At 68.7% G+C, this 14,503-nt stretch carries 13 protein-coding genes; 8 read left to right on the forward strand and 5 right to left on the reverse strand.

The window, feature by feature from the left end:
- Window positions 1-58 precede the first annotated feature (58 nt).
- Window positions 59-1,066, forward strand: a complete 1,008-nt coding sequence (locus ACFDTH_RS00005) for a LacI family DNA-binding transcriptional regulator (protein WP_375285437.1) — start codon at window positions 59-61, stop codon at window positions 1,064-1,066.
- On the opposite strand, the gene ACFDTH_RS00010 is transcribed toward ACFDTH_RS00005, so the two are convergent.
- Window positions 1,056-2,099, reverse strand: coding sequence for a YeiH family protein (locus ACFDTH_RS00010; protein ID WP_375285438.1), 1,044 nt, complete (start codon window positions 2,097-2,099; stop codon window positions 1,056-1,058). The two genes, ACFDTH_RS00005 and ACFDTH_RS00010, sit on opposite strands and share 11 nt — an antisense overlap.
- Before the next feature lie 62 nt (window positions 2,100-2,161).
- Between ACFDTH_RS00010 and ACFDTH_RS00015 the strand changes: the two genes are divergently transcribed.
- Both ACFDTH_RS00015 and ACFDTH_RS00020 read left to right on the forward strand, forming a co-directional pair.
- A complete protein-coding gene (locus ACFDTH_RS00015) occupies window positions 2,162-3,397 on the forward strand; it encodes an MFS transporter (RefSeq protein WP_375285439.1) in 1,236 nt (411 codons plus the stop codon).
- Between the two features lie 28 nt (window positions 3,398-3,425).
- On the forward strand, window positions 3,426-4,997 hold the full coding sequence (locus tag ACFDTH_RS00020; protein ID WP_375285440.1) for a cisplatin damage response ATP-dependent DNA ligase: 1,572 nt from the start codon (window positions 3,426-3,428) through the stop codon (window positions 4,995-4,997).
- Here the strand turns inward: ACFDTH_RS00020 and ACFDTH_RS00025 are convergent, their stop codons facing one another.
- Entirely contained in the window at window positions 4,998-6,002 is a 1,005-nt protein-coding gene (locus ACFDTH_RS00025; RefSeq protein ID WP_375285441.1) for a histone deacetylase family protein, read from the reverse strand.
- A complete protein-coding gene (nhaA, locus tag ACFDTH_RS00030; RefSeq protein ID WP_375285442.1) occupies window positions 6,002-7,204 on the reverse strand; it encodes a Na+/H+ antiporter NhaA in 1,203 nt (400 codons plus the stop codon). Before nhaA ends, ACFDTH_RS00025 begins: the two co-directional genes overlap by 1 nt.
- A 108-nt stretch (window positions 7,205-7,312) precedes the next feature.
- Between nhaA and ACFDTH_RS00035 the strand changes: the two genes are divergently transcribed.
- From ACFDTH_RS00035 to ACFDTH_RS00055, 5 genes are all read left to right on the forward strand, one after another.
- The gene (locus ACFDTH_RS00035; protein ID WP_375285443.1) at window positions 7,313-8,185 is read left to right on the forward strand and encodes a lytic transglycosylase domain-containing protein; all 873 of its coding nucleotides are present in this window, start codon (window positions 7,313-7,315) and stop codon (window positions 8,183-8,185) included.
- Window positions 8,186-8,189: 4 nt separating this feature from the next.
- Window positions 8,190-10,262 carry a flagellar biosynthesis protein FlhA gene (flhA, locus tag ACFDTH_RS00040; RefSeq protein WP_375285444.1) on the forward strand — a complete coding sequence of 691 codons (2,073 nt, stop codon included), beginning with the start codon at window positions 8,190-8,192 and terminating at the stop codon, window positions 10,260-10,262.
- Window positions 10,259-11,005, forward strand: a complete 747-nt coding sequence (locus ACFDTH_RS00045; protein WP_375285445.1) for a sigma-70 family RNA polymerase sigma factor — start codon at window positions 10,259-10,261, stop codon at window positions 11,003-11,005. Before flhA ends, ACFDTH_RS00045 begins: the two co-directional genes overlap by 4 nt.
- Window positions 11,006-11,113: 108 nt before the next feature.
- Window positions 11,114-11,797, forward strand: a complete 684-nt coding sequence (gntA, locus tag ACFDTH_RS00050) for a guanitoxin biosynthesis heme-dependent pre-guanitoxin N-hydroxylase GntA (protein WP_375285446.1) — start codon at window positions 11,114-11,116, stop codon at window positions 11,795-11,797.
- Window positions 11,794-12,375 carry a DUF1989 domain-containing protein gene (locus tag ACFDTH_RS00055; RefSeq protein ID WP_375285447.1) on the forward strand — a complete coding sequence of 194 codons (582 nt, stop codon included), beginning with the start codon at window positions 11,794-11,796 and terminating at the stop codon, window positions 12,373-12,375. Before gntA ends, ACFDTH_RS00055 begins: the two co-directional genes overlap by 4 nt.
- 63 nt (window positions 12,376-12,438) lie before the next feature.
- Here ACFDTH_RS00055 and ACFDTH_RS00060 read toward each other — a convergent pair whose 3' ends face one another.
- Entirely contained in the window at window positions 12,439-13,302 is an 864-nt protein-coding gene (locus tag ACFDTH_RS00060) for a flagellin (RefSeq protein ID WP_375285448.1), read from the reverse strand.
- Between the two features lie 161 nt (window positions 13,303-13,463).
- The gene (locus ACFDTH_RS00065; protein ID WP_375285449.1) at window positions 13,464-14,300 is read right to left on the reverse strand and encodes a flagellin; all 837 of its coding nucleotides are present in this window, start codon (window positions 14,298-14,300) and stop codon (window positions 13,464-13,466) included.
- Between the last annotated feature and the right edge of the window lie 203 nt (window positions 14,301-14,503).

The following is a 14,503-nucleotide window of genomic DNA, read 5'->3' on the forward strand; positions in this document are numbered from 1 at the left end:
CCTGCGGCATGCCACAGCAGGACAGACGGGTCGACAGGCCCGAGAGGAGCGCGGAAGATTGCGGGCGACGATCAAGGATGTTTCACGTGAAGCAGGCGTCTCGATCAAGACGGTAAGCCGGGTGCTCAATCGCGAGCGCTACGTCGGTGCCGAGACACGCGCGCGGGTGGAAGCGGCAATGGCGCGGCTGAACTTCCGTCCCAGCCTGGCGGCACGCTCGCTGGCAGGGCGGCGCAGCTATCAGATCGCCTTGGTGTGCGACAATCCCAGCCCCAACTATGTCTTCGAGATGCAGGCGGGCGTGCGTGACCGCTGCGAGGCGGACGGCGTGCGGATGATCGCTCAGCCTTATGATCGTGGATCCGATCGACTAGTCGGCGAGATCGAGGCGCTGGTCGACACCACCGCGCTCGACGGCATCGTGCTGACGCCGCCGGTCTGTGACGACGAGGCAGTGCTGGCGCTGCTCGCCGCGCGCGGCGTGCGGGTGGCGCGGGTCTCGCCGGGCACGCGGGTCGAGGCGGCACCCTCGGTGTTCATCGACAATCCGCGTGCGGCGGCGGAGATGACCGCGCACCTGATCGCGCTGGGCCATCGTCGGATCGCCCATATCGCCGGGCCGCAGGAGTTTGCCACCAGCGCGCAGCGCTTCGCCGGCTACCGCGCCGCGCTGCAAGCCGCGGGCACGTTCGATCCGGACCTGGTGGTGGAGGGCCGCTACGATTTCGCGTCGGGGGCTGAGGCGACGGCGGCGCTGCTCGACCGTGCCGATCCGCCGACCGCGATCTTCGCGGGCTCGGATGACATGGCCGCCGGCGCGCTCACCACCGCGCACCGCCGCGGGGTCAAGGTGGCCGACGCGCTGTCGATTGCCGGCTTTGGCGACGATGCGCTGGCCGGCTATGTCTGGCCGCCGCTCACCACCGTGCGCCAGCCGGTCCGCGCGTTCGGCTGGAACGCCGCGGACATGCTGCTTTCTGCGGCCGACGACGACGCTCCCGCCGAGCGGCGCGAACTCACTTATGAGATCATCGTCCGGGACTCGACGGGGCCGGTCAGCCGATAAGCCAGAGCGCCGCGGCCAGGGACAGCCCGAAGGCGACCGCGGTCGCAACTACGATCACCACCACCGGCCGCGCACCCGCCTCCAGCAGCTTGGCGAGGGGCGAGCGCACCGCGGTAGCGGTGACCGCGGCTGCAAGCAGCCATGTGGCGGCGTGCTCCGCCGCCCCGGCGGCGATCGGGGAAATGACGCCCAGCGAATTGACTCCGGCGAGCAGGAAGAACCCTACCACGAACCAGGGGACTCTCGCCCCCTTGCGCACCTCGCCGCGCGGCAGGAACAGCGCCACGATCGCGAGCACGGGAGCGAGCAGCGCGACGCGGGTCAGCTTGACGATGGCGGCGATCTGACCCGCAGCATCCGAATAGGAATAGCCGGCGCCCAGCGCCTGCGCGACGTCGTGGATCGAGGCGCCAAGCAGGAAGCCCGCCCGCAGATCGTCGAACGCCATCGCGTGCGCCGCGAACGGATAGACGACCATGGCGAGCGCGGAGCAGGCGGAGATCACCACCAACACCAGAGTGAGTTGTGTCTGCGAAGCGCGCCGCTCGCCCAGGGTCGTCGCCAGCGCCATCGCCGCCGAGGCACCGCAGATCGCCACCGCGCCGCCCGCCAGCGTTCCGAACGCGACGCTATCCCCGAGTCGTCGGGCGACCCATATGCCCGATCCGATCGTCACTGCCACGATGGCGAAGACGGCGAGCAGCGCTCCCGGGCCGAGCGCCATGATCTGCCCGAAGGTGACCCGTACGCCGACCAGCACGATCCCCCAGCGCAGCAGCGAGCGCGACGCAAAGGCGAGCCCGGGCGTCAGCCGTGCATCGGCAGACAGGAAGTTGAGCGCGAGCCCGATCAGCAGCGCCATCAGCGTCAGCGGTGCGCCATAATGGTCCGAGATGAACCCTGCAGCGAGCGTGCCCATCACGACGATAGCAAGGCCGGGCACATAGTTGCGCCAGCCGACTTGCGGGCTCGGTTCGATGTCGCCGTACAGGTCGGCAGCCATCGGGAGGGGACGCTTTGGCGCGAGGGTCATGCGGATATGACTAGCCGAGCAGTACGGGATATGACAACGGTATCACAACTAGGGAGAGGCGTATGGATCAGGCGAACCGCGGACGCTGGGCAATCGTGGCGCTGGTGTTCGTCGCGATCATGCTCAACTATGTCGATCGCCAGATCCTGGCGCTGCTCAAACCGACGCTGGAGGCGGAATTCGGCTGGTCGGACGGCAACTATGCCGACATGCTCTCCGGTTTCCAAGTCGCGGCGGCGGTGGCGTTCCTCGGTACCGGCTGGTTCATCGACCGTGTCGGGCTGAAGCGCGGCTTCGCTTTGGGTGTGGCGGTGTGGAGCCTGGCCGGCATGGCGCATGCCTTTGCCACCACCGTCGGCGGGTTCATCGCTAGCCGCGTGGTGCTGGGCGCGGCCGAATCGATCGGCACGCCCGCGGCGGTGAAATCCGCCGCCACCTATTTCACGCCGCGCGAGCGCTCGATCGCGTTGGGCATCGGCAACACCGCGCCCAATGTCGGCGCGATCGTGACGCCACTGGTGATCCCTGCGGTGGCGGTGGCGTTCGGGTGGAAGGCCGCCTTCCTGCTGGCCGGTGGTGCTGGGCTGATCTGGGTGGTGTTCTGGCTGGCGCTGCGCGTTCCCGCTGTTGCGCAAAGCGGCGAAGTGCCCGCTCCGATCCGCTGGGCGTCGCTGTTCCGCCGCCGCGAGACTTTGGCGATCGCACTCGCGAAGGTGCTGTCGGACCAGGTGTGGTTCTTCATGCTCGCCTGGCTGCCGGACCTGTTCCACCGGATGTTCGGGCTTCAGCAGGGCACGGTCGGGCTGCCGGTCGCGCTGGCCTATTGCATGGCCGCTGCCGGCGCGCTGACCGGCGGCTGGCTGCCGACCCGGTTTATGGCGGGCGGCTGGTCACTGAACCGCGCCCGCAAAACGACCTTGCTCATCTACGCGGTCCTGATCCTGCCCGTCTCGCTGGTGATGCTGGTCAGCAGCCCTTGGACCGCGGCGCTGCTGCTGGGCCTCGGTCTGTTCGCGCACCAGGGCTTTTCCACCAACGTGTTCGGCGTGGCGACCGACGTGGTGCCGGCGCGTGCGGTGGGCTCGACGATCGGCATTGCGGCGTTCTGCGGCAACCTGTGGTCGATCGTGCTGATCCAGCTTGCCGCGGTCAGCCTGGCGCATGGCTGGGGCTATGGCCCGCTGCTCGGCATCTGCTCGATCTCCTACCTAGTTGCGCTTGGCTGCGTGCACCTGCTGATCCCACGCATCGTGGCGGTGGAGGACGACGGCTCGGGTGCGGTGGCGATGGGGCACTAGACGCGACGCGCGTGCGTTGCGCCCTGCGATGCACGCCTTCGCCGCCCTGCTGGACTCGCTGATCTACACCCGGTCGCGGCTCGCCAAGCTGAAGCTGATCGGCGATTACCTGCGCGTTACGCCCGATCCCGATCGCGGCTGGGCGATGGCCGCGCTGACCGGCGACCTCGACCTGCCCGGCGTCAAACCCGCGCTGATCCGCGCGCTGATCGAGGAGCGGGTCGATCCGATCCTGTTCCGGATGAGCCGCGACTTTGTCGGCGACACCGCCGAGACGGTGGCGCTGCTGTGGCCCGAGCCGATGCGGGTGGAGGAGCCCACGCCGCTTACCGTCTCCGAGACGGTCGAGCGGCTGCGCCACCTGTCCCGTTCAGATGCGCCGGCGGTGCTGGCGGCGATGCTCGACCGGCTCGACGCCGACGAACGCTTCGCGCTGCTCAAGATGGCGACCGGCAGCTTGCGGATCGGCGTCTCGGCGCGGCTTGCCAAGCAGGCGTTCGCCGATGCCTTCGGGCTCGACGTCGAGGCGGTGGAGGAGGTGTGGCACGGCATCCACGCGCCCTATCCCACTTTATTCGCCTGGGCGGAGGGCGGTGCGCAGCCGATCGCGGCGGACGTGCCGGTGTTCCGCCCGTTCATGCTCGCCCACCCGCTGGAGGACCTGCGCATCGACCTCGCCGATTATGCCGCCGAGTGGAAATGGGACGGCGTGCGCGTCCAGATCGTCCACATGGCGGGCGAGACGCGCCTCTACAGCCGTACCGGTGACGACGTCACGCGCGCCTTTCCCGATGTCGCCGCCGCCTTTGCCGAGACCGGCGTGGTCGACGGCGAGCTGATGGTGAAGGGCGAATATCAAGGCGGAGAGGCGGCGAGCTTCAACGCGCTCCAGCAGCGCCTCGGCCGCAAGGTGGTATCCGCCAAGATGCTGGAGGAGGCGCCCGCCTTTGTCCGCCTCTACGACATCCTGTTCGACGGGCCCGAGGACCTGCGCGAAATGCCCTGGACCGCGCGGCGTACGCGGCTGGAGGCGTTCATGCCGCGGCTCGATCCGGCGCGGTTCGACCTGTCTTCGCTGATCGAAGCCGAGGACTTCACCGCGCTGGAGGGCATCCGCGCCGGCGCGCGCGACGCGGCGATCGAGGGCGTGATGCTCAAGCGACGCACATCGCCCTATGTGGCAGGGCGGCGCACCGGCCTGTGGTACAAGTGGAAGCGCGATCCGCTCACCGCCGACTGCGTGATGATGTACGCGCAGCGCGGCAACGGGCGGAGATCGTCCTTCTACAGCGACTATACATTCGGCTGCTGGACCGACGACGGGGAGCTGCTGCCGGTCGGCAAGGCGTATAGCGGGATCACCGACGAGGAACTGAAGCAACTCGACGCCTTCGTCCGCCGCAACACGGTCAACCGATTCGGCCCGGTGCGCGAAGTGGAGAAGACCTTGGTGCTGGAGGTGGCGTTCGATTCGATCCACGCCTCCGGCCGCCACAAGTCCGGCGTGGCGATGCGCTTCCCTCGCATAGCGCGCATCCGCACCGACAAGCCCGCGGCGGAGGCGGACACGCTGGAGGCGCTGAAGCGGCTGGTGACGTAACTAGAACCCGCTCAGGAACGCGGCGACGTTGCGGCCAAGCGCCTCCACCGCATAGCCGCCCTCCATCACCACCGCGGTAGGCAGGCCAAGCGCGGAGATGTCGGCGGCGAGCCGTGGGTAATCGTCTGTAGTGAGCGCGAAGTGCGAGATTGGGTCGCCGGCCCAAGTGTCCGCGCCGAAGCTGACCACCAGGAATGTGGCGCCGAAGCGCGCGATCGCGTCGAGCGCCTGCGCCTGCGCCGCGCGGAAGGCGGCGGCGCTGGTGCCCTGGGGCAGCGGCAGGTTGAGCGTCGCGCCGGTGCCATCGCCGTCGCCTGTCTCGTCGGCATGGCCCCAGTAGAAGGGGTAATCGGTCGCGGGGTCGGCATGGACGCTGGCGTAGAACACGTCGCCGCGGCTCCAGAAGATGTCCTGGGTGCCGTTGCCATGATGATAGTCGATGTCGAGCACCGCGACGCGCGCGTGACCGGCGTCGCGTGCCGCCTGGGCGGCGATGGCGGCATGGTTGAGGTGGCAATAGCCGCCGCAATAGTCCGCGCCGGCATGGTGACCAGGCGGGCGGCACAAGGCGAAGGCCGTCCGCTCGCCGCCCAGCACCGCCCGCGTCGCGGCGAGCGCGGACTGGCTGCTCCCGTAAGCCGCAGCCCAGGTGTCGGACGTGATCGGCGTGGTCGCATCGAAGGCGTGTGCGCCCATCAGCGCGTCGATCCGCGACAGGCGGAGCGGGCGGCGGCCGACCACCGGAAAGGCGTAAGGGATCGCCTCGCCGGGCCTGCCGACGTCGGCCCAGAGACGCGGCGCCTGTTTCAGGAAATCGATATAAGCAGCGGTGTGGACCGCGAGGATCGGCGCCTCTCCCTGATCAGCGGGCGGTTCGGCCCCGCCGACCGCGTGAAGGATCGCCTCTGCCCGGGCCGCTATCGCGGCATAGTCGGTAAAGCCGCCGTTGTGCAGCTCCTGCCGCGGTTGATGGCGCAGCTGTTCGGGGGCGAAGAACCGGCGCATCAGGATCTGCGCGGCGCGAGCAGCAGCACCGCGACGCCGGCGAGGGCGGAGGCGAGGGAGCCGAGGAGGACGCCGAGTTTGACCTCCTCGATCAGGGCTTCCTGCCCAGGAAAGGCGAGGCCGCCGATGAACAAGCTCATGGTGAACCCGATGCCCGCCACCAAGGCCATGCCGTAGAGTTGGAGCCACGAAACGCCGCCCGGTCGCGCCGCAATGCCCAGGCGCACCGCCCCCCAGATCGCGCCGAAGATGCCGATCTGCTTGCCGACGAACAGCCCCGCGGCGATGCCCAGCACGAGGGGCGCGGTGAGCGCTTCCGCGCCGATGCCGGCAAAGGAGATGCCGGCATTGGCGAAGGCGAACAGCGGCACCACGCCATAGGCGATCGGCGGATGCAGCGCATGTTCCAGCCGGTGGAGCGGCGAGTGCGCCGCATCGGGCGCGCCCGGCGTCGGCACGATGGGGATGAACATCGCGGTCAGCACTCCCGCCACCGTCGCATGGACGCCCGACTGGAGCACGAACAGCCACAAGGCGGCACCCACCAGCAGATAGGGCCACAGCGCGTCCACGCGTCGGCGGTTCATCACGTACAGGACCAGCAGCGCCACGCAGGCGCCCGCGAGCGGGAAGGCGCGGATGCTTTCGGTATAAGCGAGCGCGATGATCGCCACCGCGCCGAGATCGTCGACGATGGCGATGGCGGTAAGCAGCAGCTTCAGCCCGGAGGGCGCACGGCTGCCGAGCAGCGCCAGCACGCCGATCGCGAAGGCGATGTCGGTGGCGGCGGGCACCGCCCAGCCGCGCTGGAAGGCAGGCTGCTCGCCCGTCACCGCCAGATAGACCAAAGCGGGCACCGCCATGCCCGCGGCGGCGGCGAGGAAGGGCAGGCGTCGCCGGTCCCAGCTGGCCAGCCGCCCATCGACGAACTCGCGCTTGATCTCCAGCCCGACCAGCAGGAAGAACAAAGCCATCAGCCCGTCGTTGATCCACAGGTGGACGGTCATCGGCCCGAGGTCCGGCGCGAGGACGGGGCCGGTCTTCAGGTGCAGGACGTGCTGGTAGAGTTCCGCCGTGGCGGGCAGGTTGGCGACCACCATCGCCAGCACCGCCGCGATCAGCAGCACGACGCCCCCGGTCGCCTCGCTGGCCAGGAAGTCGCGCAGGGCGGAAAGGGGCTTGCGGATAACGGGCGTGGTCACCGATCCCGGGTAGCGGGACCGGCCGGGAAGGGGAAGCACAAGCCGGCGGCGGGGATTGGCACGCGCCTTGCTGCATTGGGCCCGTACTCAAGGGCCCGTCACCGCAGCATGACCGTTTCCTCCATTGCCGCCTCCAGCAACCATGGCCGCGTCCAGGCCGCGATCGCGCAGGCCGCGTCGCGCACGGGCGTGGACTTCAACTACCTGCTCGGCCAGGCCAAGGTGGAGAGCGGGCTGAACGCCAATGCGCGCGCCGGCACCTCCTCGGCCACCGGCCTTTACCAGTTCATCGAGCAGAGCTGGCTGGCGGTGGTGAAGAAGCACGGCGCCACCCATGGCCTGGGCTGGGCGGCGGATGCGATCGGCCAGTCGGGCGGGCGGATGACCGTGACCGACGGCGCCACCCGGTCCGCAATCCTCAACCTGCGCAACAATCCCGAGGTCGCCAGCCTGATGGCGGCCGAGCATGCCAGCGACAATGCCGATGCGTTGCAGGGCACTTTGGGCCGCACCGCCAACGGTACGGACCTCTACATGGCGCACTTCCTGGGCCTGGGTGGTGCCAAGCAGTTCCTGGCGGCGATGCAGGCCAACCCGGACCGGCCCGCCGCGGCGATGTTCCCCGGCGCCGCACGCGCCAACCGCAACGTCTTCTTCGAGCGCGACGGCAGCGCGCGATCGCTGTCGCAAGTGTACGAGCGGTTCGCCGGCAAGCTGGGCGACGGTGCCGCTTCTGCCGTCTCTCCTGCCGTTGCCGGCAAGAATTTGCCGGCGATGCAGTTCGCCGCCCAGGCGCTGCAGATGGACGGCGACACCACGGTGATCACCGGCAACGGCCAGAGTGCGCATGATGCCATGTCCTGGGCGCATTACACTCTGGGTCGGATCGAGAGCGCGCAGGCCAATGCCGCCTCGCTGCTGCGCCCGTCGCCGGACAATGCCCGGCTTGCCTATATGATGCTCGCGAGCATGGGAGCTTGAACCGGTGAAGCTCCTCTCCAATGCGCGCCAGGGCGCGCTGCCGCTCGCCATCCTGCTGCTCGTCGTCGTGATGGTGGTGCCGATTCCGGCCTTCCTGCTCGACGTGTTCTTCATCGCCAATATCGCGATCAGCCTCGCGGTGCTGATGGTGGCGCTGAACGCGCAGAAGCCGCTTGACTTCTCCGCCTTCCCAACGGTGCTGCTGTTCGCCACCCTGTTCCGTCTCGGCCTCAACGTCGCCTCCACCCGCGTGGTGCTGGTCCACGGGCATGAGGGTGAGGCGGCCGCCGGCCATGTCATCGAGGCGTTCGGGACGTTCCTGATCGGTGGCGACTATGTCGTTGGCATCTTCGTCTTCACCATCCTGATGATCATCAACCTGATCGTGGTGACCAAGGGCGCGGGCCGCGTCTCCGAAGTGTCGGCGCGCTTCACGCTCGATGCGCTGCCCGGCAAGCAGATGGCGATCGACGCCGATCTCAACGCCGGCCTGATCACGCCGGAGGACGCCAAGAAGCGCCGCGTCGAGGTTTCCACCGAGGCCGATTTCTACGGCTCGATGGACGGCTCGTCGAAGTTCGTGAAGGGCGACGCGATCGCCGCGATCCTGATCCTCGCGGCGAACATCGTCGGCGGGCTGATCCTGGGGCCGGTGAGCCACGGCATGAGCATCGGCGATGCCGCCAAGGGCTATACCCTGCTGGCGATCGGCGACGCGCTGGTGGCGCAGCTGCCCTCGCTGATGCTCTCGATCGCCGCCGCCGCGATCGTCACCCGCGTTTCGGACGAGAGCGACCTTGCCGGCCAGATCGGCCGCCAGTTCGGCTCGGCGCGAACCTGGACGCCGGTGGCGGTGATCCTGGGCCTGCTCGGCATCATGCCCGGCATGCCGCACCTCATCATCCTGCCCGCCGCGGGTCTGGCCGGCTTCGCCGCGTGGAAGATGCACCAGATCGCCAAGCGCCCCGCGCCGGTGGAGGCGCCGGTCGCTGCCGAGCCGGTCGATCCCTCGCGGATCGGCTGGGACGAGGTGACCGAGCAGATGCAGGTCAACCTCGACATCGGCTATGGCCTGGTGCCGCTGGTCGACGAGCGCCGCGGCGCGCCGCTGATGGGCCGGATCACCGGCGTGCGGCGGCAGCTGTCCAAGGAACTGGGCTTCGTGGTGCCGCAATGCCGCGTGCGCGACGACATCAACCTCGCGCCCTATACCTATCGCGTCGTCGTCGGCGGCGTGGTGGTGGGCGAGGACCAGGTCTCGCCCGACGAGATGCTGGCGCTGGATACCGGCCAGGCGGTCGGCACCCTCTTGGGCAAGAAGGCCAAGGACCCGACCTTCGGGCTGGACGCGACCTGGATCGCGCCGGGCGATGCCGATGCCGCGACCGGCCAGGGCTTCCTGGTGGTCGACGCCGCCACGGTGATGGCGACGCACCTCAACCATGCGCTCGCCAGCAACTCGGCCGACATGCTCGGCGCCGACGAGGTGCAGGCGCTGCTCGACGGGCTCAAGGAGCGTTCGCCCCAGCTGGTCGCCGCGCTGACTCCGCAGCCGCTGTCGCTGACCACGCTGACCGCGGTGCTCAAGAGCCTGCTGACCGAGGGCGTGCCGCTCAAGGAATTCCGCCGCATCGCCAGCGCCATCGCGGTGGCGGCGCAGCGCAGCCAGGATGCCGACGAGATCGTCGAGCTGATCCGCCCGACGCTTGGTCCGCTGATCGTCCAGCGCCTGTGCGGGGTGCGCGAGCCGCTGCGGGTGATGACGCTGGAAGGCAGCCTGGAGGCGATCCTGGGACAAGCCGCACGCACCGATCCGTCGCGCCGCCACGTCGTCGAGCCCGAGCTCGGCCGCCGCATCACCGAGGCGCTCCAGCAGGCCGCCGCGCCGCTGATCGCCGAGGCCAAGCCCTTCGCGCTCGTCGTCCAGCCGGCGATCCGCGTCGCCATCCGCAAGCTGGTTCGCACCGTTCTGCCGGACACCCCCGTCATGAGCTTCTTCGAGGTTCCCGAGGACAAGGCCGTCGAGGTCGTCGCCGTGATCGGCGCGCCCGTCCACCAGCCGGCGCTCGCGGCATGAGCGCTGAGCCGCACCGCAGCGCCTTCGCCGAGGCGACGCCGCTGACCTATGGTCCCCGCGCCCGCGCGAAGGCGGAGCGTGCTTCGGTCGAGGAGCATCTGCCACTGGTCAAGCGGCTCGCCTGGCACGTCCATGGCAGCGTCTCCACCGCGGTGGAGGTGGAGGATCTTGTCCAGGTCGGACTGGTCGCCTTGGTCGAGGCGGCGGCGAGCTTCGAGGATCGCGGGCTCGTCACCTTCAAGCAGTATCTGGTCACGCGGGTGCGCGGCGCGATGATCGACGAGCTGCGCCGCCACGCCGCGATGACCCGCGGCGCGATCAAGCGTCGCCGCCTCTACCAGCAGACCGTCTCCACCCTCACCGCAGAACTCGGCCGCGCGCCGGAGGAAGCCATGATCGCCCAGCGCCTGGGGGTGACCCCCGACAAGCTCCGCACCGACTATCTCTCCGCACAGGCCGCGCAGTTCGATTCGATCGACGAGGTCTATGCCGATGACCAACCCTGGTTCGCCGACGATACGCCCGATGCGTTCGAGCAGCTCGCCGAGAGCCAGGTGCGCGACCGGCTGATCGCTGCAATCTCGGCCCTGCCCGAGCGCGAGGCGATGGTGATCCAGCTCTACCATGTCGAGGAACTGAACCTGGAGGAGATCGGCCAGGTGCTCGGCGTCGGCGCCGCGCGCGTCTGCCAGATCAAGGCGAGCGCGCAGGCCAAGCTGAAGAAGGCGATGCTGCGGAACTAAAGCCCCTCCCCTGAAGGGAGGGGCTATTGATCCAGGTCAGCCACTTGATTCGGAACGTCGGCCTGCGCCCGCGCGTCTATCGGCGCCATGCTGCAACCCGAGACCCCGATGTTCCCCTGGCGCCATCCGGCGCAAACCGAACTCGAAGCCCTGCTCAAGACGCATGTCGAGGATGCCGGATTCCCGTGCGTCGGCGCCAAGGCGGCGCTGGCGAAGGGCACGCTCAACGTGCTTGCCTGCAACCGGATCGACAGCGCCTGGGACGACCTGCGCATCCACGACGGGCTGGTCCGCTTCGCGCAGGATTACAAGGAGCAGCCGGCGCTGTTCCGCAGCTTCGCGGCGGTGTTCGATGGCCCGGCGGACCTGACCGAGGAGGCGTTCGAGCGCGCCTTGTGGGCGCGGGTCCAGTCGCTGTCGGACAAGGATCGCTGGCGCGGACAGGATTATGACGCGCGGGTCAGCCATGATCCGGACGATCCGCACTTCTCGCTGAGCTTCGGGGGCGAGGCGTTCTTCGTCGTCGGCCTGCATCCGAACGCCAGCCGTCCGGCGCGGCGGTTCGCGCGGCCGACGCTGGTGTTCAACTTGCACGACCAGTTCGAGACGCTGCGTGCCCAGGGCAAGTATGAGACGATGCGCGAGAAGATCCTGGTGCGCGACGAGGCGCTGGCCGGATCGCGCAATCCGATGCTGTCGCGCCACGGCGATGCCAGCGAGGCACGGCAGTATAGCGGCCGTGTGGTGGGCGAGGAATGGCGTTGCCCGTTCAGCTACGGCAAGGACGCATGAACCGCATCCCGCCGCGCAGCGGCACCGCCTTCCGCCTTGCCGCCGGCCAGCGGCTGGAGGTGATCGATCCGATGGGGGTGCAGGTGTCGGACCTGCTCGCCTTCAACGCGGACGATGTTCGCGAGGTGATCTCGGCGGGGCGGACGTTCGACTATGCCGAGACGATCTATCTGACGGCTGGCCACAGCCTCTATTCGAACCGATCGCGCCCGCTGCTGGAGATCGTCGCCGACACGGTCGGGCGGCACGACTTTCTGCTGACGCCGTGCAGCATCGACACCTTCCGCCACTTCTATCCCGACCGGCCCGAGCATCGCGGCTGTTTCGGCAACCTCGCCGAGGCGCTGGCGCCCTTTGGCATCACGCCGGACATGATCCCGGCGGCGTTCAACTGCTTCATGAACGTGCCGGTGGACGGCGAGACGGGGAAGCTGCGGGTGCTGCCGCCGATCAGCCGCGCCGGCGACAGCATCACCTTCCGCGCGTGCGTGGACGTGATCATCGGCATGACCGCCTGCTCGGCCTATGACTCGAACGGCGGCAGCTTCAAGCCGATTGACTGGCGCGTCTTCGACTGAGGCGCGAAGCCCCGGCGGCCTTGCGACCACCGGGGCTCGTCAGACTCTCTATATCGGCGCGGCTTAGCCGAGCAGCTTGAGCACGCCCTGCTGCGACTGGTTGGCCTGCGCCAGCATCGCCGTCGAGGCCTGGCTCAGGATCTGCGCCTTGGCGAGATTGGTGGTCTCGGTGGAGAAGTCGGCGTCCTCGATGCGGCTACGCGCGTCGGAGAGGTTGGTCGCATTCGAGGTCAGGTTGTTGACCGCCGATTCCAGCCGGTTCTGCGCCGCGCCCAGGTTAGCGCGGGTGGTGGCGACGCTCGCCAGCGCACTGTCGAACTTGGCGAGGGTGAGGCCGGTCGCCAGCTTCGCCTCGGTCGCGTCGGCGGGATCGGCGGTGAAATCGACGATCTGCGACAGCTGGCCGACCGCGGGCGGGCCGGCGCCATAGGCGACGTCCAACTCCGGCAGCTCGATCGTCACGGTGTCGCTGGCGTTGGCGCCGGCCTGGATGGTGATGTCGTTGTCCGCGGTCGAGAACAGGTTCTTGCCGTTGAAGCTGGTGTTCTGCACCACCGACTGGATCTGCTGCGCCAGGGCTTCCTGCTCAGCGCCGATGTTGGCGAGGTCGCTGGTCGAATAGGTGCCGTTACCCGCCTGCACCTGGAGCTCGCGCATGCGCTGGAGCATGTTGCTAACCTCGTCGAGCGCGCCCTCGGCGGTCTGTGCGAGGCTGATGCCGTCGTTGGCGTTGCGGATGCCCTGGTTCATGCCGCGGATCTGCGCGGTCATGCTGCTGGCGATGGCGAGGCCGGCGGCATCGTCCTTGGCCGAGTTGATGCGCTTGCCGGTGGACAGGCGCTCCATGGCGGTCGACAGCGCGTCCTGCGCCTTGGCCGACGCGTTGGACGCGCGCAGCGACGAGATGTTGCTTCCGATGACGGTCACGGTGAGAATCTCCGAATGATGCGGGCGATGCCCGCCCAGGCGGTGGCCCCCGCCACCCGAAGATAGAAACGGCTGCCGCGCCGCGATCTTTAGCGATGAATCGAAAGCCCCGGCGGTCTCGCGACCACCGGGGCTTCTGAAACACTACGTCTGCGAACGGCTTAGCCGAGCAGCTTGAGCACGCCCTGCTGCGACTGGTTGGCCTGCGCCAGCATCGCGGTCGAGGCCTGCGACAGGATCTGCGACTTGGCCAGGTTGGTCGTCTCGGTGGAGAAGTCGGCATCCTCGATCCGGCTGCGCGCGTCGCTGAGGTTGGTGGCGTTCGAGGTCAGGTTGTTGACCGCCGATTCCAGGCGGTTCTGCACCGCGCCCAGACCCGAGCGCGCGGTGGCGACCTGCGCCAGCGCATCGTCGAACTTGGTGAGATAATCGTCGGTGCCCGCGGTGCCGGCGTCGGCGACGGTGACGTCCACCGCCTGTGCCACCAGGATCGCGCTGCCGGCCGCGTCCAGCTCGCCCAGCGTCATGCTGACGGTGTCGGACGCATTGGCGCCGGCCTGGATGGTGATGGTGTTGCTGGCGGTCGAGAACAGGTTCTTGCCGTTGAAGCTGGTGTTGGAGATCACGCTGGTGATCTGCGCGCTCAGCGCGGTCATCTCGGACTTGATGTTGGTCTTGTCGCCGTCGGCATAAGTGCCGTTCTTCGACTGGACGGTCAGCTCGCGCATGCGCTGGAGCATGTTCGAGACCTCGTCGAGCGCGCCCTCGGCGGTCTGCGCGAGGCTGATGCCGTCATTGGCGTTGCGGATGCCCTGGTTCATGCCGCGGATCTGCGCGGTCATGGACGAGCTGATGGCGAGGCCGGCGGCATCGTCCTTCGCCGAGTTGATGCGCTTGCCGGTCGACAGCCGCTCCATGGCGGTGGACAGCGAGGCCTGCGCCTTGGCCGACGCGTTGGACGCGCGCAGCGACGAGATGTTGCTTCCGATAACGGTCACGTTGGTTCACTCCGATTGATGGCGGGGCGTTGCCGCCGCGCAAAGGCGGTGGCCCCCGCCACCCACATCAGGAAACGGCCGGCGTGGCCGAAGTTTTAGCGGTTTTGCGTCATCCACGCCGCCGGAGCCCGGACGCACGAAGCCCCGGCGGTCCGCGAAGGACCGCCGGGGCGAGTGTCGGCTCCAACCCCTGGTGTCAGAGC

The organism is Sphingomonas sp., assembly GCF_042096255.1.
Lineage (GTDB): Bacteria > Pseudomonadota > Alphaproteobacteria > Sphingomonadales > Sphingomonadaceae > Sphingomonas.

Bases quoted from the DNA above. Each gene is read 5' to 3' on its own strand.
- ACFDTH_RS00010 (WP_375285438.1), bottom strand. From the start codon at position 2,099: ATGACCCTCGCGCCAAAGCGTCCCCTCCCGATGGCTGCCGACCTGTAC.
- ACFDTH_RS00015 (WP_375285439.1), top strand. From the start codon at position 2,162: ATGGATCAGGCGAACCGCGGACGCTGGGCAATCGTGGCGCTGGTGTTC.
- ACFDTH_RS00020 (WP_375285440.1), top strand. From the start codon at position 3,426: ATGCACGCCTTCGCCGCCCTGCTGGACTCGCTGATCTACACCCGGTCG.
- ACFDTH_RS00025 (WP_375285441.1), bottom strand. From the start codon at position 6,002: ATGCGCCGGTTCTTCGCCCCCGAACAGCTGCGCCATCAACCGCGGCAG.
- ACFDTH_RS00035 (WP_375285443.1), top strand. From the start codon at position 7,313: ATGACCGTTTCCTCCATTGCCGCCTCCAGCAACCATGGCCGCGTCCAG.
- ACFDTH_RS00045 (WP_375285445.1), top strand. From the start codon at position 10,259: ATGAGCGCTGAGCCGCACCGCAGCGCCTTCGCCGAGGCGACGCCGCTG.
- gntA (WP_375285446.1), top strand. From the start codon at position 11,114: ATGTTCCCCTGGCGCCATCCGGCGCAAACCGAACTCGAAGCCCTGCTC.
- ACFDTH_RS00055 (WP_375285447.1), top strand. From the start codon at position 11,794: ATGAACCGCATCCCGCCGCGCAGCGGCACCGCCTTCCGCCTTGCCGCC.